Source organism: Kyrpidia sp. (assembly GCF_023512215.1).
Taxonomy (GTDB): domain Bacteria; phylum Bacillota; class Bacilli; order Kyrpidiales; family Kyrpidiaceae; genus Kyrpidia; species Kyrpidia spormannii.
The window spans coordinates 14,229-34,538 of the sequence record NZ_JAILZZ010000034.1 but is presented as its reverse complement, the minus strand read 5'-3'; the positions used below and the strand labels follow the sequence as shown (position 1 = coordinate 34,538).

The window sequence follows — 20,310 nt, the reverse complement described above, 5'->3', positions numbered from 1 at the left end:
CCTGATTTTTTATCATTGTGGCGTTGGTCTGTGGACGATCTCGAGTCGTTTTGGGCGTCGATATGGGAGTATTTTCAAATACAGAGCCCGACCCCCTATACACGGGTGATGGAAGGTCATGAGATGCCTGGGGTTCGGTGGTTCCCCGGCGCTCGTGTCAACTTTGCTCAGCATGTATTCCGGGGAAGGCCAGGCGATCGACCGGCCTTGTTATTCCAGTCTGAGCATCGCCCCCTTACCATCGTGAGCTGGGACGAACTGTCCCGGTCTGTGGCCTCGGTGGCCGCTCATCTTCGGGAATACGGCGTCCGGCCGGGGGATCGAGTGGTGGCCTATATGCCGAACCTCCCGGAGACCGTGATTGCTTTTTTGGCCGCTGCGAGCATTGGCGCTGTCTGGTCGAGTTGTTCTCCCGATTTCGGTGCTGTGACGGTAGTGGATCGCTTCAAACAGATCGAACCAAAGGTGCTCTTTGCGGTGGATGGGTACCAGTATGGTGGAAAAGTCTATGATCGAACCGAAGTAGTACAGGATCTGCAGCGATCTCTGCCCACATTGGAGAAGACGGTGTTCGTGCCCTACATTGGGTTGGACGGGGGCGGGGTGGAGAACGCGGTGATGTGGAACGATATTGTTCGGACACCGGCCGAACTGCATTTTGAACCTGTAGAATTCGAACACCCGTTGTGGGTGTTGTATTCTTCGGGTACAACGGGTCACCCCAAGGGAATTGTTCACGGCCACGGAAATATTGTCTTGGAGCTCCTCAAAGTCCACCAACTGCATTTTGACGTTCAGCCAGGGGATCGCTTTTTCTGGTTTACCACAACTGGATGGATGATGTGGAATTTCACCGTGGGCGCTCTCTTATCTGGGGCTACCATTCTTCTCTACGATGGTCATCCCGGCTATCCTAATCTCGATGTATTGTGGGAATTTGCGGAAAAGACGGGGATGACATCATTTGGAACAAGCGCGGGATATATTCAGAGCTGCCTGAAAGCGGGGCTTGAACCGGGTAAGGATCACGACCTTTCAAAGCTGCGGGCGATTGGATCGACGGGGTCGCCGCTGACCATTGACGGCTTTGAATGGGTGTATCAAAAGGTTAAAAAGGACATTTGGTTGGCTCCCGGGAGTGGAGGGACAGACGTCTGTACACCCTTTGTCGGTCCCTGTCCGCTCTTGCCCGTCAAGGCAGGTCTTATGCAGGGACCCATGCTCGGCGTGAAGGCGGAAGCCTACGACGACAACGGTCAACCAATCATCGGTGAAGTAGGAGAACTGGTGATCACGCGTCCCATGCCTTCCATGCCTTTATACTTCTGGAATGATCCAGAGATGAGCCGGTATCGGGAAAGTTACTTCGAAATGTATCCGGGTGTATGGCGACATGGGGATTGGATCAAATTCTATGCGGACGGCAGTTGTGTGATCTATGGACGGTCGGATTCCACGATCAACCGTCATGGAGTTCGGATGGGGACAAGCGAGATTTACCGAGCCGTAGAAGGGTTGGACGAGATTGCTGACAGTTTGGTGGTAGACTTGGAACTACTGGGTCGACCTTCGTTTCTGTCTTTGTTTGTTGTGTTAAAGCCGGGGGTTGTGATGACGGATCAATTGAAAGCAGCCATTCGAAAGCGGATTCGGGAGACGGTTTCGCCCCGCCACGTGCCGGACGAAGTGTACGTGATCGATGAAGTGCCTCGAACACTGAATGGAAAAAAGATGGAAGTTCCAATTCGCAAAATCCTGTTGGGTTACTCTTTGGAGAGAGCCGTCAACCCTGATTCGATGAGTAATCCCCAATCCCTTGAGTTCTTTATAGAACTGGCGAAACAGTTAAACACCTAAGAGGTCACAATCCGAGGTGGTGATCGCCGTGAATACACCGTTTTCAGATCACCAATTGTCAGTTGTGCAGACGGGTGAACAAGTGAATCGATGGGAAGCGTGGGTTAAAGACGGCATTCTTGATCCACAGCTGCGTAAACCGATTAAATCATCTTGGGAGAGGTGTAAAAGCATGGGGGTCGCTTTCAGCACAGATGCGGCCCCTATCCGCATGAAACGCGCCGAAGTTCAGCATATTTCGTCCTTTTACCGGGAAATGATCGAGGTTGCGTTACCGATAATGAGGTACGTTCAGCGGGAGCATGGTTCCGATCAGGCGGTGGTCACGTTGAGTGACCACACGGGGCTGCTACTGCAAGTCACGGTTGATAACGATGACTTACTGAAACATGTGAAACATCGACACTTTTTTGAAGGTGCCGATTGGAGCGAGAGTGGAGCGGGCACGAACGCCGTCGGGACGGCTGTCATCGAAAAACACCCTGTTCGAGTCATTGGTGCGGAACATTATTGTGCAGGTTGGCATGAATGGGCGTGTTTGGCGGTTCCGATTTTCGAGCCTTTAACGGGGACCCTGTTGGGTGTTCTCGACATTACAAGCCGACGTCAGTGGTATGAAACTCACAATCTTCCACTCATTCAATGGGCTGCGAATCGAATCGGGCAAGATTTACACAAGAATGCGATTTCTGACGCCTTTTTTGGCCTTGTTCAAGAGTTGGATAAGCCTGCGTTTTTATTGAACCGGCACTTGTATGTGACGTGGGCAAACGCCCAGGCGATGGCTGCAGGGATACGTTCGGGCGAACCATTGCCCGTTGTGGACGGTCCTCCGGCATTGCTCACCGGGCAAGATCATGGGACATACGTACAAGAATTTAGATTGGGGGAGGGGGATGTACGGACGCTGTTAAAGGTGATTCCGTACCGATTATGGGGACTGGATTTGGGTGTGTTGTGTCTCATGATGCCAACATCCGGCGGAAAATCTACGGCAAAATCATCTTCGAAGAGCAAGGCGATGTCCCCGGTCGATTGGACAACCCATTACACGATGGACTCTATAATAGGGAGAACTCCTGTCATACTCGAGGCGAAACGACTTGCCCACAAGGCGGCGAATCTTTTGGCTCCGGTGTTTCTGGCGGGGGAATCAGGCACAGGGAAAGAGCTTTTTGCTCATGCGATCCACGCTTCGGGACCTCGTCGTTCCGGTCCTTTTGTAGCTGTCAATTGTGGAACTCTCCAACGAGAATTGGCGGCGAGTGAGCTGTTTGGTTATGAGGAAGGGGCGTTTACGGGCGCAAAAAAGCACGGTCAACGAGGGAAATTCCTTTTGGCAGACAAAGGGACCATTTTTCTGGACGAAATCGCTGATTTGCCGATCGATTGCCAAAGTCTATTGTTGCGCGTGTTGGAGGAAGGGCGAGTAGTTCCCGTTGGTGGAACGCGCCCCATTCACGTAGATGTTCGGGTGATCACTGCTACCCACAAGAACCTGGACCAGGAAGTGCAGAGTGGTCGATTCCGAAAAGACTTATTCTATCGTCTGTCAGCTTTATGGATCCGCTTACCCTCCTTGCGGGAACGTTCCGAAGATATCCCACTTCTCGTGGATACGTTTCTACGGCAATTTGCCAAAGAGATTGGGAAGATCTCCGTCCGACTATCTCCTGAAGCGATGCAACGTCTGACCGAACATTCCTGGCCAGGGAACATTCGAGAATTGAAAAATGTTCTCCAACGGGCTGTGTTCTTGTGCGATGGCAATGCGATTGAGCCGCGGCACATTTGTCTGGCCGGGCCCTTTGTAAATGCACCGTCCGTGGATACGGCCAAAAAACGCAGAAGCATCCACCGCTCTCTGGTTGAACAGGCTTTACGAGAGAGCGGTGGAAATGTGACTGAAGCAGCCCAAACCCTGGGAATTTCCCGAGCAACCATGTACAGGAAAATGAAACTATTCAATTTAATCTAGAGGTTTGGGGTATACACGCTCAGCCTCATTGTTGCAAAGCGACAGTGTGAGACAGTGAGACATAAACTGAGACGTTAACCATGCGCCGAGGGCGCTTTTTTCATGTCTTGTAATCGTTGGCACGATAGTTGCTTATCGTGTCTCTCGGAACAACAATTCATTGATCAGAACTAGGGAGGGGGAAAAATGGCATTTTCGGTTGGCGCGTTTACTCGAGTGAGTCTGAAACAGTTGGTGCAGGAAGTGGCTGAACGGACGCGGAACACGGGGCATTATGCCGGTCTCGTCGAATTAGAGTTGCGCGACAAGAATCCCTTTCGGTGGGAAGAAGCCATGACGAAACTGATTGCCTCGGCGGTGACCGCCCGGGAGGTGGCTGTTCACATTGCTGCATCGCCGCTCACGCGGAGTCTTGGTGAGACGTGTTTTGCTCTCTTTACCGCGGACGGGGATGCGGTGGCGTTATCGACCGGCATTATTGTCCATGTTCACACCATGAGTGAAGACATTAAGCAAATGATCGAGGCGGGCTACGAGGAGTTTCCCGGGATACGCGAAGGCGACATTTACTCCAATAATGACCCAGCTCTCGGTAATGTGCACACGACAGACATTCATACCTTGGTACCGATTTTCTATCAGGGCGAGTTGGTGGGCTGGGCGGGCGGGGTGACGCATCAAGTCGATATTGGAGGCGTAACCCCGGGCCACGACATTGTTGCGGCCACGTCTCGCTATGAAGACGGGCTGTACATGACCAACGAGAAAATCGGAGAACAGGGAAAATTGCTGCCGCACTATCTGTTGCGATCAAGGCAAGGGGTGCGAACCCCACTATACTACGACCTGGATGAAAAAGCGCGCATTGCCGGGGCAGAAATGATCAAGCGCGCGGTGATTCAATTTATCGACGAGTACGGATTGGATTTCTATCTTCGTCTGTCCCGAGAAGTCATTGAGTTCTCTCGTCGGAATTTCCTGGCTCGAGTGAAAGAACGGTTGGTACCAGGACGATTTCGTGCAACCGCCTTTGTAGATACCCCTTTTTCCAAGGAGGCCTGGCAACCTCAAGCTCAGAGGGACACATTGCATCATTTGCCGTTAGAAGTGGTGGTCAAGGCGGACGGAACATTGCGGCTTGACTTTGAGGGTAACAGCGGTTACGGCCCGTGGGCGTGGAACACTGCGTTGGCTTCCGTCCTTGGGGCATTGTGGGTCGTTCTTTCGCAGATGCTCGGGTACAGTGAAGTGGTTAATGAGGGATACAATTTGGCCCTTGAGACCTATCGTCCACCGCGCACATGGCTTAATAACAATGAAGTGTACGATTTATCCAGACAAACGCCTTGGTACCTGACAATTCCGATTTACACAGGGTTATATCGCTCGCTTCAACGAGGATTTTTGAGTCGCGGCTACGTGGAAGAAGGGGCGTCCGGGTACGGGATGACCGCGGATCCAACCCAAGGGGGAATGGTACTGAGCGGTGCGACAGGGGAACCCAAAGGGGTCTATGCACCGATCACGACCTTTGAAATTTCCGCCGTCGGGATGGGGGCAAACGCAACCAGGGACGGCATTGACCACGGTTATGCCATGTGGAACCCCGAGTCGGACATGGGGGATGTGGAGGAGTGGGAGCGGTTGCAAATGGGACTGCGTTACCTTTCCCGCCGCATCAAACCGAACAGTGCCGGCTACGGGCGTCGAAGAGGGGGCGCCGGTTTTGAAACGATGGGTTTGTTCTACGGGGTCGCCGGGGCTCAAGCTTTCAGCTTAAACCAGGGCATGGTGTTTACCAATGCAGGGAACTGCGGTGGCTATCCTGCGTTCGCATCCTATACGTTACACGTGAGAAAAACGGATATTGAGCAGTTGTGGCGGAACCATCAACCTTATCCCCAAGGGGACGACCCAGATTCCCCTGAGGTGAACAAACTCCCTTCTGCAGAGGTCACCCGATTGCCGTACGGCACCTACTACCCTCGACCGTTTGATCAGGGCGACTTGATCTACATGAAATATAACGGTGGCCCGGGATATGGAGATCCGTTGGAGCGTCCGATTGAGCTGTGCGAAAGGGATCTGAATGACGGGATCTACACGGAACGCATCATGGAAAGCGTTTACGGCATTGTAGCATCACGGGATATACATGGAGGATTTGTCGTCGATCGAAAAAAGTCCGAAGCGAAACGGGCGGAGATCCGTCGAAATCGGCGTGAACGTTCGGTGGATTTTGCCGAATTTTATCATCGAGAACGAAACCGCGTCCTCAACGGGGAGCTCACCCCGGTTGTGCGTGCTATGTATGCGGAGTTGGCGGATGTAGGGCCAAGATGGTGGGAGGAATATCGTGCAGTGTGGCAGTTGCCGGAGGAATTTACCTTATAATATCTGGTTCAAGCCATTCTTCTCGAAAGGAGGAAGTTGTATGACCCAACGTCAAACGCGAATCTTGGCCATTGACACCGGTGGCACGATGACCGACACGATACTGATCGATACCAATGGCCAGTTTGTGGTGGGTAAAGCGCAAACCACCCCTGACGCGGTTTCCAAAGGGATCATGGAGTCTTTAAAAGATGCGGCGGGCCAGTGGGATATAAACCTTCAAGAGGCCGTGTCGGGATTAGAATTGGTCGTATACACCGGAACGTTAATGCTGAACCGTGTGGTGAGCCGGACCGGTATGGCACCTTTGGGGGTTTTGACCAGTTCCGGCTTTGAAGATACACTACGGTTTGGCCGGGCGCGACAGTCTTGGCATCATTTGTCCCTCCCAGAACGACTGCATGCGGTGTCCCACTTTCATCCGGATCCTCTCGTAAGCCGAGATTTTATCAAAGGGGTGCGGGAGCGGGTCCTCCCAACGGGTCAAGTGATGATCCCCCTCTATGAAGAGGATGTGCGTGAGGCAACCTTGGACCTTTTGGATCGGGGCGCTAGAGCGATTATCATCTGCTATTTGAATTCTTTCGTCAATCCGTCTCACGAAATCCGTACCGCGGAAATCGTCGGCGACATACTGAAGGAGCGGGGGATACAGATCCCAGTGTTTCTCTCTCACCGGGTACACCCGATCTTGGGGGAGGCGGGGAGGCTGAACGCTGTGGTGATTCAGGTTTACGCGGCGGAACCGTCCCGGGATCAGTTGAGAGATCTTGAGGGTACGTTCAGGGATCAAGGCAGCCATGCGGGAGTACGGCTACTGACTAACTATGGCACCACGGTTTCCACTGCTTACGATCAACTGATTCATACCGTGAATTCGGGCCCGACGGGCGGCATCATCGGGGCCCAGTTTCTCGGGAGCGTTTATGATCTCAAGTACCTAATTGCGACGGATGTAGGCGGGACGACTTTCGACGTCGGAGCGGTGATCAATGGACAGATTGTACTTCGGGATTCCGGAATCATCGATCAGTTTTGGGTAAATACACCGATGGTAGCGGTCGATTCAATTGGATCCGGTACCGGATCGTTTGTCCGGGTGGATCCGGTTACCCAACGGGTCCGCCTCGGTCCCGACAGTGCGGGGTACCGTGTGGGGGTGTGTTGGCCCGAAGGTGGGGTCGACACCGTAACCGTTAACGATGCCAACCTCATTCTCGGGTATCTAAATCCGGATAACTTTCTGGGTGGCCAGGTAAAATTGGATCGGGAGCGAGCGACGCGGCTGTTCAAGGAGCAAATCGCGGACCGTCTAGGTATCGATGTATTCGAAGCGGCTTGGGGAGTTCACAACCTGGCCAATCTCACGCTCAAGCTTCATTTGCAACAGGTCATGCTCGGAATGGGATTCGGACCAGAGGTATTTCATCTCGTTGGATATGGGGGTGGAGGTCCCCTTCACGCCATAGGGTACACCCATGGTCTGGACCTGGCCGGAGTGATGATTCCAACCTGGGCGCCGGGCTTTTCCGCGTTCGGTGCGGCTTGCGGGGAATATGGTGTACGACAGGAAATTTCCACGGATATTTTTGTGCCACCTCCACCGGGAGTAGATCCCACTGGAATCGCGTTGCAGATCATGCGTGGTGCTTACGATATCTTACCTCCTGATGTCAAGGGCAGTGTCGATGAACAGTTAGCCCAAGGTCTGCGGTTGGAAGCCGCCATGAGAGGCGTGTTGAATCAGGTCGCGCTGGACCAGCTGAGCCGAGCATGGAGTTCTCTGAAAGGCCAGATTGAGCTGGAAGCCTCTCGGGAGGGTCTGGATCCGACTCGATTGCGTTTTGTGTTTGGTGCGCGGATGCGCTACGCCGGTATGTTGGATGATCTGGAAGTACAGACTGGGGCCCCAGAGATCAAACCGGAAACTCTCTCTGAATTGGCGGAGCAATTCGAAGTGAGTTTTGACAAGGTATATGCCCGGGCTGCTCGGAGCACCGAGTTTGGGTACCAAATTACTCGGGCTGTAGTCACGGGGTATTACGAAAGTGTAAGGCCCACTGTGCCGGAAGAGTCGTTGGACGGTGAAACACCGGCGCAAGGCTGTCGAAAAGACCACAGACCGATATTTTGGAACGGCACCTGGCATGAGTCGGATGTATATGAAATGGATCGGGTTCGGGCAGGTAATGTGTTGACAGGTCCGTGTTTGGTGGAGTCGCCCGCGACGACTATTCTAGTTCCGCCGGAGTATCGGCTTTATATGGACCGCCGACGGGTGTTCTGGGTGGTCCGGCCCGGCGAGGATGTAGCGATGTATAAGGGAAGGTGAGATCATGGCGGTCAGTCGTGAGAAAATCCAGCGAATTGCCGATATGCTGGAGGGACGAATTTCTACCCAGGAGCTGTTTCGGGTGATCGCGGGACAGAAGGACCCCGAAGCCTTTGATGCGTTGGTGGCGTATTTTCAGGAGAAGGTGCCCTGGACTGAGCGTGTGATTCTTCCGCTTTCCGATCATCTTTGCATCGTGTCCAAGACTGAAGGAACAAAGAAAAAAGCGATTGTGAAATGTACCTGCGGATACGAATTCGAGGACTATCGTGTGAATTGGAAAGTGAAGGCGAGAGTCTATGTCCGCGAGTCATCGGAGGAATTTCACGAAATTTATCCCCAGTATATGCATGCTGAACCAGGTTGGCAGGTTTTGAGGGAGTATTATTGTCCTGGTTGCCTTACTTTGCTTGAGGTCGAGGCGGTCCCGGTTGGATATCCTCCTACTTTTGACGCTCTACCTGACATTCAAACCCTTTACAGAGATTGGCTTAGACGCGAATTGCCTGTGGACGATCATACATTTGAAGACCTGACGGCGGACTATGTGAAAACACATTTCACTGTAAATCACTGAAAACAAGAAGCATTGGATGGGTTGCCGACAAAATCTTGACTCAGGGTTAAACGGGCGGTGAGGTTGCCGCCCGTTTGTCTGATTACATGCCTGGGTAAAACCAAGAGGTCGGCAGGAGAAAGGTCCACGGGGCGGTTATAACTGCCAAGGTGGCCGATAATTTGGTCCGGGTAACCTTTTCCGCGACGATGCGCTTAAACGTGAAAAAGTAATTCAGCGCGTAAATGCACAGGGCGGAGAGAATGATGGCGCCGAGGACGGTGAGGAAGGCACCGACATTGGTAAAAGGGTTCAAGTTGACGGCGGAGACGAGGGATGGCGGGATGGACAAGGGAAGGCCGGTCACCGCAAGAAGCGTTATAACGCCGACAATGTCCGCCACAAATCCGAAAAGCACAACCTTAAGAATCGAAGCTTTATAAAGCGTTTTCAAACCTTGATTTGTGACTCTTGGCACTCCTGCGAGGGTATAGGCCGCAACGAGCACCAGGCTATCCAAGAGAAAATTTCCAACCACAACCAAGATGATGACGGGTGGCAGTAACCAGAGGAACCAGATCGGGAAGATGATATTCCGCGCTTTCATGATCATCCCTCATTTCGCCTTTGGCGCGGCTACATTCCTCGGTGGAACCTTCGCAGCTGTCGCAGCTTCTTCAAGATACACGAAAATTCCCGGAGCCACAAGATTGTCTTTGCCCCCCGACAAAAATGTTAAAGAAAGCGGGGACGCGAAGTCGTAAACCCGGCCCGTTGACCGAGTGGGAAGGCTGGGCATAAACTAGTGACTGTGGCGCAGTTTTCCGTGTAGGCCTATGCGAATCCAGGGTTCTGGGGGGGATGGATCGTGCAAGCGGTGGCCCTCGGAATTCTGGCGTCGTTCTTTTTTGCGGTAACTTTTGTGTTGAATCAATTGATGGCAGATGCCGGTGGAAGTTGGGTGTGGAGCGCATCGCTCCGCTTCTTTTTCATGGTGCCGCTGCTGATGGCGATTGTCTGGGTCAGGAAAGGGATCCGGCTGTTTGTGGAGATGCGGCGTCATCCATGGCTGTGGCTTTGGTGGAGTTTCGTCGGGTTTGGCTTATTCTACGCGCCGCTTTGTTTTGCCGCGGCCTTCAGCCCAGCTTGGCTGACCGCGGGAGCCTGGCAGTTTACGATTATCGCCGGTTCCCTGGTGGTACCGCTGTTTGATGAGCTCGTGGCGACCCCGGAAGGGGTTGTGCGCCGGCGCAAGCGGATTCCGTGGCGGCGGATGGGCATGTCGGTGATCATCCTCGCCGGGATCGGGCTCATGGAGTGGTCTCAATCTACCCACGTTTCCCTGCGCGAGTTCCTCTTAGGCGCTCTCCCCATCCTGGTGGCGGCCTTCGCGTACCCCCTCGGCAATCGCAAGATGATGGAACTGTGCACAGGCCGGGTAAACGCCTACCAGCGAACCTTGGGCATGACTATTGCCAGTCTACCCCTTTGGCTCGTTCTGTCGGTGGGTCAACTCGTCGCCCAAGGAGGACCGAGCGCCGGTCAGACCTTGCAATCCCTGATCGTTGCCCTGTCCTCCGGTGTGATCGCCACGGTGCTATTTTTCCGGGCGACCGATTTGGCGGGTGGCGACGTTCATCAACTGGCTACCGTGGAAGCCACTCAGTCGGGAGAAGTGGTCTTTGCTCTAATCGGCGAGCTCTTGGTGATTCCCGGTACGCATATTTCCATAGAAGGTTTGGTCGGCCTGGGTCTGGTGGTCCTGGGCATGATTCTGCACAGCCTTGTCTCCGTTCGCTCCACGCACGCCACCTCGGGTGCAGCCTGAGGTATGCGGGGCTTGGTCCCTTTCTGGGCCTGGGCGAGGATCCAGAGGGCGTTCTCGAATCTCCTTCGGCCAAATAGCAAGGCTATTCGATCAAATAAGGCCGTGCAGCCCCTCCCGCCGCCAGGCCCGGGAGGGGCTATGTCTGTGGAGATGCGAGGACGCGGGCCGCGACAAAAGTCACGGCAAACAAATCGTCTGTCCGATGAGCAGGGCCTCGGGACGAACGTGGGGATTCATCCTCATCAAAGCGTCGACTGAAATATTAAACCGTTGGGCAATGGAGTAAAAGGTGTCGCCGGGCTGAACGATATAGCGGTGGGGACAGGTGACCGGCGGAACGGCGAGGGGGATGCAGATGATCTGCCCCACTCGCAGGCGGTAGGGATCGATCCCCGGGTTCGCCTCGATGAGATCGGCCAAGGAAACATTGAAAAATTGTGCAATGGCAGCCAGGGTGTCCCCGGGGCGGATGGTGTAGTAATTTCCTTCTGGGCACGCCGGGTAGATGGGCTGATGAGGGATGCAGAGCTGCTGTCCGATGCGAAGATGGTACGGGTCGACGAAGGGATTGGCCGAGATGATGGCACCGACGGTGGTCCGATAACGCTGGGCCAAGTGATACAGCGTATCACCCGGCCTCACAAAATAAGGAAACGTTCGCGGTGGACAGGGCCTGAGGGCATTCATCGCCGGTTTTCCACCTCTTGTCACCGGAAATTTGCCCCATTGTATGCGAATCCGGCCCAAGGTGTGCGGCTGTCCCCCAGGTTAACGTGTGTCCGCGCCGGATACAGCGGCATGGAGAGTCTGCGCCTTTCCCGTTTTGAGATCTTGCAACAACTGCCTCAGATGTCCCACCACTTCCTGGGATGCCCGTTCCAGATCCGCCAAGCGGCTTCGCGCCTTAGCCTTTTCCCCCGCCAGGATGAGCCGGTGAATCTCCTCCGCGAGCCGATGCACCTGGATGTGGGGTTCTTCAATGGCCCGGAAAGAATCCATGGAGGACAAGGGCGTCCGATTCCGGGCCTGTTCGTACCACTGTCCCAGGCGGCACCGGCGATGATCGAGCAACTCTTTTTCATCGATCACATGGTAACCGAGGATCATGTTGTACAACCACCATTTCCACAGCAGGTGCTCCGTAATGACCACGCGGACCAGCTGCGCGTCTTCCAAACGAGGGATGTTGCCAATGAGTTCGAGGCGCAGGCGATTGGCTTGAACACTGGTTTCATGGATCTGATTTCCGATCCGGTTTGCCTCATCATCGGTGCGGGCCACATCGCCCAGGACGTGATCGATGCGCGCAGCGATGTCATCGGTAGCCGCAGCCTGTTCCTCGGTGGTCGCCGCCACTTCATTGAAAAACTCCGCCATGTGTCCCACCTGGCTGACAATCTCCTCGAGGGTCCGGAGCGCATCCCGGGATTGCGCCACCCGGAGGCCGAGGTTGTCGACGACCTGGTCGGCCAACTCCCGAACGGCCCGGGTTTCCCGTTGCACTTGTTCCACAGTCCCCGCGATCCGATGAATCGACTCCTTCGTCTGATCGGCCAGGGTGCGCACCTCGGAGGCAACGACCGCAAATCCCCGACCGTGATCTCCAGCCCGGGCCGCCTCGATGGCCGCGTTTAGGGCCAAGAGGTTCGTCTGATCGGCGATCTTGCGGATGAGACTGGCGATGTGGGAAATGTCCTCGGCAGCGTTCGATAATCCGACGATCTTCTCCCGGGCGGCTTTGAACGACTCCCCCAGATCTGTCATACCCTGGAGGGATTCCTGAATGACGCGGCGACCGGATTCCACATGGTGAATCACCTGGTCGGAATAGTCGGCGACCCGGCTAGCCTGTTGGGCGACCTCTCGAATGGATGCCGTCAGTTGTTCGGCGGCGGCGCTGATCCCTTCGGCGTGGCTTGTTGACGTCGCAGACGCCTCCAGGATGTTCGCGGTTCCGTCGATCTTCAGAATCGACTCCATAATGCCCGAGATGTGATCGATGAACCGGAACTCGGTCTCCTCCTCGTAGGCTTCGAGAATCAACTGCATGTCAAAGGAGATCACTTTTAACACAGAAAGCAAGATGTCAGCCAATTGGTCCGGCTTTCTGGAATGACTATGTACCAATCGCGGGATGAGATGCTCGTAAAGTCTTATATAGGAGGCGATGTACCATTTGGCGGGGAGATGGACTTGACTGTGAATGCGTCCGATCGCTCGGCGGGTGTTGACGAAGTTATCATCAAAGTCTTCTATTGAAAATAAATTTGTGAAATAATGAACAAATGTCCCCGTCAGTTGTTCCCGGTTGCTGTGGCGGTCCATGATCGCCTGCAACTCCGGGATCTCTTCAATTCGATCATAATGCTCTGCAGCCACCTCGTGGACAACAGCCTCAATGTCACTTTTCAAAGCCCGCACCGTTTCCAAGTCCCGTGCGGACAAATGGAGAAATGTTAACTGATCGGTAACTTCAGGAGATGATTGGATCTCCAATTTCTTGCCCGCCCGAGTTGGTTCCTGTGGCCCTTTCCCTCTCCACTTTGCACGATCGATCACCCGAAAGCCCCCCATACCACAATCAGAATCGTTGTTTGAATTATTTTATCGTGAAAAGTTGTCGTGGTCAATGTCTCAGGGGTTCATGTCCGGCCGTAGGTCGGTTTTCGGCGTTATTGACGTTTCCGTAAACGTTATGTTAGAATCGACACCAGAACAATGTGACAGTCCAGGGGGAATGATCGGTGTCCCGGCAGTATACGATCTCGGATCTGGCCCAGATGTACGACACCACCACCCGTACCATCCGTTATTACGAGGAATTGGGATTACTGCGTCCGGAGCGGGAAGGTTCTCGGCGGGTGTATTCCGAACGGGATCGGGTCAGGCTGCAACTCATTCTGCGGGGGCGGCGACTGGGTTTTCACTTGGACGAGATTCAGGAGTTGCTCGATTTGTACGATCTCGATCCCACCGAAGTGTATCAGCTGCGGGAGGTGATTCGAAAAGGGGACGAGAAGTTGGCCCAGATCGAGGCACAGATTCGGGATCTTGAGGCGATTCGCGAAGAGTTGCTGGATTTGCGGGCGAGGATGGAGCGCCTGCTTGCCGAAAAAATCCGGGGAGGAGCGGAATCATGAGGCATCAGTCCTATGCGTACGGCCTCAACCATTGGTTGGAGGATCGAGATCTGCAGGTGATTTTGTCGCACTATTGGCCTTCTTGGAAAGAGTGCGCACCTGAACTGGAATCTTTTGGTTTGTTGGCGGGCGCCGATGTGTATGAAGCGATCTACCACATCGATCACGACGCGCCCCCGGTGCTCGTGATGCACGACCTAGACGGGAGGCGGGTGGATCGGGTTCGCCTGTCCCCGGTGGAAACGCGATTGCTCAAGGAGATCGCCCCGATGAATCGCGTCCCCTATGAAGGTGGAGGGTGGCATCACCACTATGCGCTCGGATATCTTCTGGCGGATCCGGGGTTGTACTGTGTGATCACCATCACCGGTCAAACAGCCTATGCGATCCACAAGTACGCCCCGGCGCACGCGGAGTGGAAAGAAAAGCTCTTGGCGGGGGAGATGTTCGGCGCCACTTGGATGACTGAAAACCAAGGGGGCAGCGACCTGGGGGCCAACACCACCGTGGCCCGACCGGACGGAGAGGTGTGGCGGCTGACAGGGGATAAATATTTTGCCAGTGGCGCCGGATTGACCGATGTCGCCATCGTAACGGCCCGGCCGGAAGGGGCTCCGGCGGGGCCAAAGGGACTGGCCCTGTTTCTCGTCCCCCGGCTCAACCGGGCCGGCGAACTGAATTATCGGGTCAGGCGCCTGAAGGACAAGAGTGCCACCCGGGCGGTACCTTCCGGGGAAGTGGAATTGGAGAATAGCGAGGCGTATCTCGTCGGCCGGGCGGAGGAAGGGATCTATTATACTTTGGAGAATCTCACGGTCTCCCGGCTGGCGAACGCCGTGGCGGGCATGGGCATCGCCAAAAAAGCGCATCTCGAGGTGATGGAGCGGGTTCGCCGGCGTCACTCCTTCGGCCGGGCCCTGCAGGACCACCCCTTGGTCCGACGAGACCTTGTGGACATGGCCGTCCGACTGGTCGGGGGAACGGTCCTGGGCTTTCACGCCGTGGAGGCTTTTCAGCGGGCATGGCACGAGCGACCGCCCTATTCCCCGGCGTACCACTACGCCAGGTTCCTCAGCCATTTGGCGAAAAATCGCACGGCCGACCACGCGGCGGAGATCACGCGGCTGGCGATGGAACTGTTCGGAGGCCTGGGGTTCCTGGAGGAATACGCTGTGGCCCGGTGGCACCGGGAGGCGCTGATCACGCCGATTTGGGAAGGGCCGAGCAATATCCAGGCTCTGGATCTTCTGGAGACGGTGCAAAAGAAGAATGCCCATGAAGGATTTTTGGCAGAATTTATCCCAATGCTGGAAAAGGTGGGGACGGTCGAGGCCGGATGGGCGAGGGAAGCGATCGAGAAGGTGTTTACAGATGCGGCGGGGCTGAACCCTGAAGAGTTGCAATGGTATGCCAAACACTGGGTGGTCCAGATGGCTGACGCCGCTCAGGTGGCGCTGCTGTACCGGTTGGCGGAGACCGGCGGTGAGCGGTACAGCCGGTTGGCGACGCTGTATGCCCATCGCTTCTTGCGGGGCGAGGAGTATCCCGCCTGGGCGTTGCAGGAACCTCAGGTGTGGGGAGGTGCCGCCCAGTATGAAGAAGCTCGTCGTTCATGAACTGCTGCGGCACACGCTGCTCAGCCGTCCGGAGTCGGAGATTGTCAGCGGGGACGTACGGCTCCCCTATGCCCAGATGTACGATCGGGTGGTGCGGCTGGCGGATCGCCTGGGGCGCATGGGCGTCGGCCGGGGGACGGTGGTCGGGGTGCTGGACGTGAACAGCCATCGGTATCTGGAGCTCCACTATGCTTTATCCATGCTCGGTGCAGTGATTCATACTTTGAATTTTCGCCTAGCCGCTGAGGATCTTGCCTATACCATCCGGCATGCCGAAGACGAGTGGATTTTCGCGTGGAAAGGGTTTGCTGAGGCGGTCCGGCCGTTGAGATCGACCGTTTCCCGGTGGGTGTGGATGGGAGACGGGGCTGATCCGGAAGACGGTGCTCTCACCTATGAGGCGTTGGTGGCCGAGGGGCGCCTGGTGGAGCCGGACGTGGCGGATAGGATCGATGAGGCTGATCCGTATTCGATTTTTTATACCACGGGGACCACGGGGCGGCCCAAGGGATTGATGTATCGGCATCGTGATGTTATCCTGGCCTCGTTGCAAATCGCCCACCATCTCGCTTTGTATCGGACGGGTGCGTCGGTGGGGACCGGCGACGTGTTTATGCCCTTGATTCCATTTTTCCATATTCACGGTTGGGGATCGGCGATATTCGTTCCCTATCTGGGGGCGAAGCTGGTGCTTCCCGGCCGGGCGGGTCCTGCGGAACAGCTTGCGCTGATTCGTCGCGAAGGGGTGACTTGGAGCAACATGGTCCCCACTCAAATGCAAATGCTGTTGGATGCGGCGGGGGACGAGCCTTTGGGGCTCAAGGTTTTGACCGGTGGGAGTCCGCTTTCTTCGGGTCTCGCCCAGGCGGCCCGGGATCGGGGTGTAACCTACAGTTTGATCTATGGCGGTTCGGATCAGTTGGGGGCGAGCATTTCGGTGGTTCCTGAACATGTGGACCCGACTTCCGCGGAGGCCGGTCGGATTCTGGCCACCCGCACCCGGCCTCTTCCTATGGTGGAAATCGAGGTGCGCGACCGAGAGGGGTTGGCCGTTCCCCGGGACGGAAAAACCATCGGCGAGGTGTGGGTGCGCAGCCCTTGGTTGCCCCAGGGATACTACAACGATCCGGAGAGAACCCGGGAGAGTTATGTAGATGGCTGGTTCCGCAGCGGGGATCTTGCCGTTTTGGAAGACGATGGGACTTTATATGTGGTGGATCGGGAAAAAGATGCGGTCAAAAGCGGCGGGGAATGGATCCCTTGTGGAGTGTTGGAAAGTTTACTGTCCGAACACCCAAAGGTCATTGAAGCCGTGGTGGTGGCAAAACCGGACGAGCGATGGGGGGAACGGCCGCTGGCGGTGATTCGGCCCCGGACGCCGATCTCCCCCGAGGAATTGCGAGCTTACCTCGGGGGACTGGTCGATGCCGGAAAGCTCACTAAGTTCTGGGTGCCAGATGATTTCGTGTTTCTCGACAACCTGCCGGTGACCAGTGCGGGGAAAGTTCATAAAGTCTCTCTGCGAAAGATGTTGGGGCTCGCCTGAAAGGAGTGGAGTCGTCTTTGGCTGACATTGGCTTATCTGATAGCGTTTTTATCGTGAAAGAGAACACCGTCTACCCGACTGAACTGGCGCGGGGGCCCTGGGATCCCAATGCCCAACATGGCGGTGCTCCGGCAGGTCTGTTTGCCCAGCTCATCGAAAGGGCGGCAGAACCCCAGCGGGTGGTTCGCCTCACGGTGGAACTCCTGCGTCCAGTACCGCTGTGTCCTCTAACCTACCACGTGACGGGGGCGGCGGGACGCAGCGTTGGCCGCTGGACGGCCTCCTTGTCTGCCGGCGACCGGGAGGTGGCCCGGGCTTACGCCCTGACGGGCAGGATCGACCCGGAAGGGGTGATCCTGCCCCGGGCGGATGAGGGTGAACCGAATGACCAGCTTCCGTTCCCTGAAAACGGGCCGGCCTTTCGGATACCGGGGATGCCCGAACAGCGCTCATTCTACTGTACGGCGATGGAGGCGCGGCTGGTGACGGGCAGCGTGACGGAGCCGGGTCCGGCGGCGGTGTGGTTCCGGCTGCGCCATCCGTTGACCAATGGAGACCCTCTGACCCCCATGGGGCGGGCGGCGGCTTCGGCGGATTTTGGAAACGGCATCAGCTGGGTGTTGCCCTTTGACCAGTACGTGTACACCAATGCCGACCTCACCGTTTCCCTTTTTCGCATGCCCATGGGAGAATGGATCGGCGTCGATGCTAGAACCAGGCTTGATCTACCGGGAATCGGTGTTACATCCACAAAATTGTACGATCGCCAGGGCCTGGTGGGCTTTGCCCATCAGACCCTCGTGGTTCGCCGGCGCTAAGCTTAGGATACTAATGGACGATCGAATTCGGATCGGACAAGGCATTTTTGACGTTGATCGACGTGTAAACGGGGCTTGACCTTGATCCACGGAGTTCTCTTTTTAACACCGGCGCAGCCGTTCGTTGACCAATTCCTGGCGATTGAGGACCCTGGACACCGTGGCGATGGAAACTCCTGCCCGTTCCGCCACCTGGCGGATGGTGACTCAGGGATTGCCCGACGGCGGGGGCCGTAGGCGGCAGGGAGTGGAGTTCTAAAGAGGGCGAGCCGCTCCCTGCCCTGTCGCCCTTAGTGCCGGTCGGCATGTTACGACAATGGAGATGGGTTCAGAACGCAGGGTCATGGACCTTTTGAGGCTGGCGATGTTTCGCTCGTCTTCGCGATTTCCCGAAGGTGTTGGAGCCCCACCCGGGTGCAGAAGTCTCCGAAACGTTCCCCGGGACGGCGATTGTGTGAAAACGCCACGAGCAACGGCCGCAGGACATTCACCAGTTTCTCGTAGGGAACTAAGGTCTCGTAGAGAGAGGCGAGCCGGGTTCCCACCGAATCTCCGCCCACCCAGATGTCGTATCGCCCGGGGCTCCGACCCACCAGTCCAATGTCCCCCACGTAGGGCCTAGCACAGCCGTTCGGGCAGCCGGTCATGCGGACGCTGAGGGGTTCGTCAGCCAGGCCGACTTCGGCCAGGGTTTGTTGCAACTTTTCGAGAAGCCCTGGAAGCGCTCGTTCTGATTCCGCCACCGCCAGTCCGCAGGTGGGTAGGGCGACACAGGACATGGCGAGGCGCTGGACCGGAGGCAACTCTTCCGCCAAAGGAACACCGAATTGGTGAAGCACCTTCGAAATTTCTGTTCTCACTCCGGGATCAAGGCCAGTGAGAAGAAGGTTTTGCTCGGGAGTAAGGCGAATCCCCGGTCGGTAACGACTGACGATTTCCCTCAGTGCCGTCTTCATCCGAAACGATCCCGTATCTCGAATGCGGCCGCTGGGGATGAAAATCCCCAACCATCCTCTTCCATCCCCCTGATCGTGCCAGCCCAGGTGATCATTTGTATTTTTCCAGTGCAGGAGACGTGCTGGGAGCAACTCCCATCCCAAGCGTTGCTCGACCTCGTGCCGAAACCATTCTACCCCCCGGTTGTCCAGGAGGTATTTTAGGCGAGCCTGTTTGCGATCAGAGCGGTTTCCATAATCTCGCTGGACCGAGACCACCGCCCGGGCCAGGGGGATGATTTGGTCGGGGGTTACAAACCCCAGAGGGGTGGCTAACCGCGGGTAAGTATCGGGCCGGGAAGCGGTTCGACCCATTCCGCCACCCACCAACACGGTGAAACCCTCCAGGTGCTCTTTGGTGCCGTGGGCGACCAAGCCGAGGTCGTTGGTGTACACATCCACACAATTGTCCCCTTCAATGGCCAAAGCCACTTTGAACTTGCGCGGAAGATACGTTTGACCGTAGAGAGGCTCAACGGGATCGGCCACCTCAGCACCCGCGCTCGCCGGCTGGGAGGTGCCGTATATTTCCGCACCTGCCTCGTCGGCACCGACGTCCACCCGCTGGCCGTCCAGCCAGATTTCGTGGTAGGCGGGCGTCTTCGCCGACAGGGCGTCCGCCAAACTTTTGAGGACATTTTCCAACTCCCGGCGAAAAGGGGTGTTAAGGGGCGCCGGGCACAGAATGATGTTCCGAACCTGATCGCCACATCCTCCCAGAGTCGTGACCAACTGTTCGTTGATCGACCGAATGGTTTTTTTGAGATTGCCCTTCAGAACTCCGTGCCACTGGAACGTTTGGCGGGTGGTGATTCGCAGGCTTCCTTGTCCATAACGGTCACTGAGTTCGTCGAACACCAGATAGGCCTCCGGGGTGACGATGCCCCCCGGGATCCGGGCCCGGATCATCATCTGGTGGTGTGGTTCTTGGCCTTGCTTTTTCAATTGCGGGCGCAGATCCCGGTCGTCTTGTTGATAAATACCGTGGAATTTTAGAATCTCTCGGTTCTCATCCGAGAAGGAGGCAGTGTTTTCGGCCAACTCTGAAGCGATGGTGCCCCGAAGATAATCGCTGCGGGCTTTTATCGTTTCATTCTTGGTGGGGGAATGGGAGTCGCTCATCTCATCGCCTTCTTTCTCATTGGGAATGTCATCGATTCGGATTGGATTATACATAAATTCCGGGTAATTATCAATATCAGGGCTGTTAACTTGGTATTTTCGATAAAAAAATAACGAAGGATTGTCTT

The 20,310-nt window shown here is 55.9% G+C and carries 14 protein-coding genes and 1 pseudogene; 10 read left to right on the top strand and 5 right to left on the bottom strand.

Annotation, left to right across the window (positions count from 1 at the left end):
• The 5 genes from K6T64_RS11690 to K6T64_RS11670 form a co-directional block, all read left to right on the top strand.
• Positions 1–1,857 (top strand): acetoacetate--CoA ligase (locus K6T64_RS11690; protein ID WP_288010329.1); only part of this gene is annotated, 1,857 nt, incomplete at its 5' end.
• Positions 1,858–1,885: 28 nt separating this feature from the next.
• Entirely contained in the window at positions 1,886–3,835 is a 1,950-nt protein-coding gene (locus K6T64_RS11685; protein ID WP_288010327.1) for a sigma-54-dependent Fis family transcriptional regulator, read from the top strand.
• Positions 3,836–4,021: 186 nt separating this feature from the next.
• Positions 4,022–6,229, top strand: a complete 2,208-nt coding sequence (locus K6T64_RS11680; RefSeq protein ID WP_288010325.1) for a hydantoinase B/oxoprolinase family protein — start codon at positions 4,022–4,024, stop codon at positions 6,227–6,229.
• A 40-nt stretch (positions 6,230–6,269) separates the two neighbouring features.
• Positions 6,270–8,561 carry a hydantoinase/oxoprolinase family protein gene (locus K6T64_RS11675; protein ID WP_170099531.1) on the top strand — a complete coding sequence of 764 codons (2,292 nt, stop codon included), beginning with the start codon at positions 6,270–6,272 and terminating at the stop codon, positions 8,559–8,561.
• A gap of 4 nt (positions 8,562–8,565) precedes the next feature.
• Positions 8,566–9,138, top strand: a complete 573-nt coding sequence (locus K6T64_RS11670; protein ID WP_013075153.1) for an acetone carboxylase subunit gamma — start codon at positions 8,566–8,568, stop codon at positions 9,136–9,138.
• 82 nt (positions 9,139–9,220) lie between these two features.
• Here the strand turns inward: K6T64_RS11670 and K6T64_RS11665 are convergent, their stop codons facing one another.
• Positions 9,221–9,724 (bottom strand): hypothetical protein, encoded by a 504-nt coding sequence (locus K6T64_RS11665; protein WP_288010324.1) that lies wholly within the window; start codon positions 9,722–9,724, stop codon positions 9,221–9,223.
• 261 nt (positions 9,725–9,985) lie between these two features.
• On the opposite strand from K6T64_RS11665, the gene K6T64_RS11660 reads away from it, so the two are divergent.
• Positions 9,986–10,945: a DMT family transporter gene (locus K6T64_RS11660; protein WP_288010322.1), complete on the top strand. Its 960-nt coding sequence runs from the start codon at positions 9,986–9,988 to the stop codon at positions 10,943–10,945.
• Between the two features lie 177 nt (positions 10,946–11,122).
• Here the strand turns inward: K6T64_RS11660 and K6T64_RS11655 are convergent, their stop codons facing one another.
• Both K6T64_RS11655 and K6T64_RS11650 read right to left on the bottom strand, forming a co-directional pair.
• Positions 11,123–11,632, bottom strand: a complete 510-nt coding sequence (locus tag K6T64_RS11655) for a LysM peptidoglycan-binding domain-containing protein (RefSeq protein WP_100668084.1) — start codon at positions 11,630–11,632, stop codon at positions 11,123–11,125.
• A gap of 81 nt (positions 11,633–11,713) precedes the next feature.
• A complete protein-coding gene (locus K6T64_RS11650) occupies positions 11,714–13,504 on the bottom strand; it encodes a methyl-accepting chemotaxis protein (protein WP_288010319.1) in 1,791 nt (596 codons plus the stop codon).
• A gap of 185 nt (positions 13,505–13,689) precedes the next feature.
• On the opposite strand from K6T64_RS11650, the gene K6T64_RS11645 reads away from it, so the two are divergent.
• From K6T64_RS11645 to K6T64_RS11630, 4 genes are read left to right on the top strand one after another with little or no spacing between them, the layout of a single operon-like run.
• Positions 13,690–14,085 carry a MerR family transcriptional regulator gene (locus K6T64_RS11645; RefSeq protein ID WP_013075157.1) on the top strand — a complete coding sequence of 132 codons (396 nt, stop codon included), beginning with the start codon at positions 13,690–13,692 and terminating at the stop codon, positions 14,083–14,085.
• Positions 14,082–15,701 (top strand): acyl-CoA dehydrogenase family protein, encoded by a 1,620-nt coding sequence (locus K6T64_RS11640; protein ID WP_288010316.1) that lies wholly within the window; start codon positions 14,082–14,084, stop codon positions 15,699–15,701. The genes K6T64_RS11645 and K6T64_RS11640 overlap by 4 nt, the downstream gene beginning before the upstream one ends.
• A complete protein-coding gene (locus tag K6T64_RS11635) occupies positions 15,679–17,247 on the top strand; it encodes an AMP-binding protein (RefSeq protein WP_288010315.1) in 1,569 nt (522 codons plus the stop codon). Before K6T64_RS11640 ends, K6T64_RS11635 begins: the two co-directional genes overlap by 23 nt.
• Before the next feature lie 17 nt (positions 17,248–17,264).
• Positions 17,265–18,065, top strand: coding sequence for a thioesterase family protein (locus K6T64_RS11630; protein ID WP_288010313.1), 801 nt, complete (start codon positions 17,265–17,267; stop codon positions 18,063–18,065).
• Positions 18,066–18,173: 108 nt separating this feature from the next.
• On the opposite strand, the pseudogene K6T64_RS11625 reads toward K6T64_RS11630, so the two are convergent.
• Both K6T64_RS11625 and K6T64_RS11620 read right to left on the bottom strand, forming a co-directional pair.
• Positions 18,174–18,266, bottom strand: a pseudogene (locus tag K6T64_RS11625) (LacI family DNA-binding transcriptional regulator); the annotation flags it as partial.
• Positions 18,267–18,406: 140 nt separating this feature from the next.
• Entirely contained in the window at positions 18,407–20,182 is a 1,776-nt protein-coding gene (locus tag K6T64_RS11620; RefSeq protein WP_288010311.1) for an NADPH-dependent assimilatory sulfite reductase hemoprotein subunit, read from the bottom strand.
• Positions 20,183–20,310: the final 128 nt, after the last annotated feature.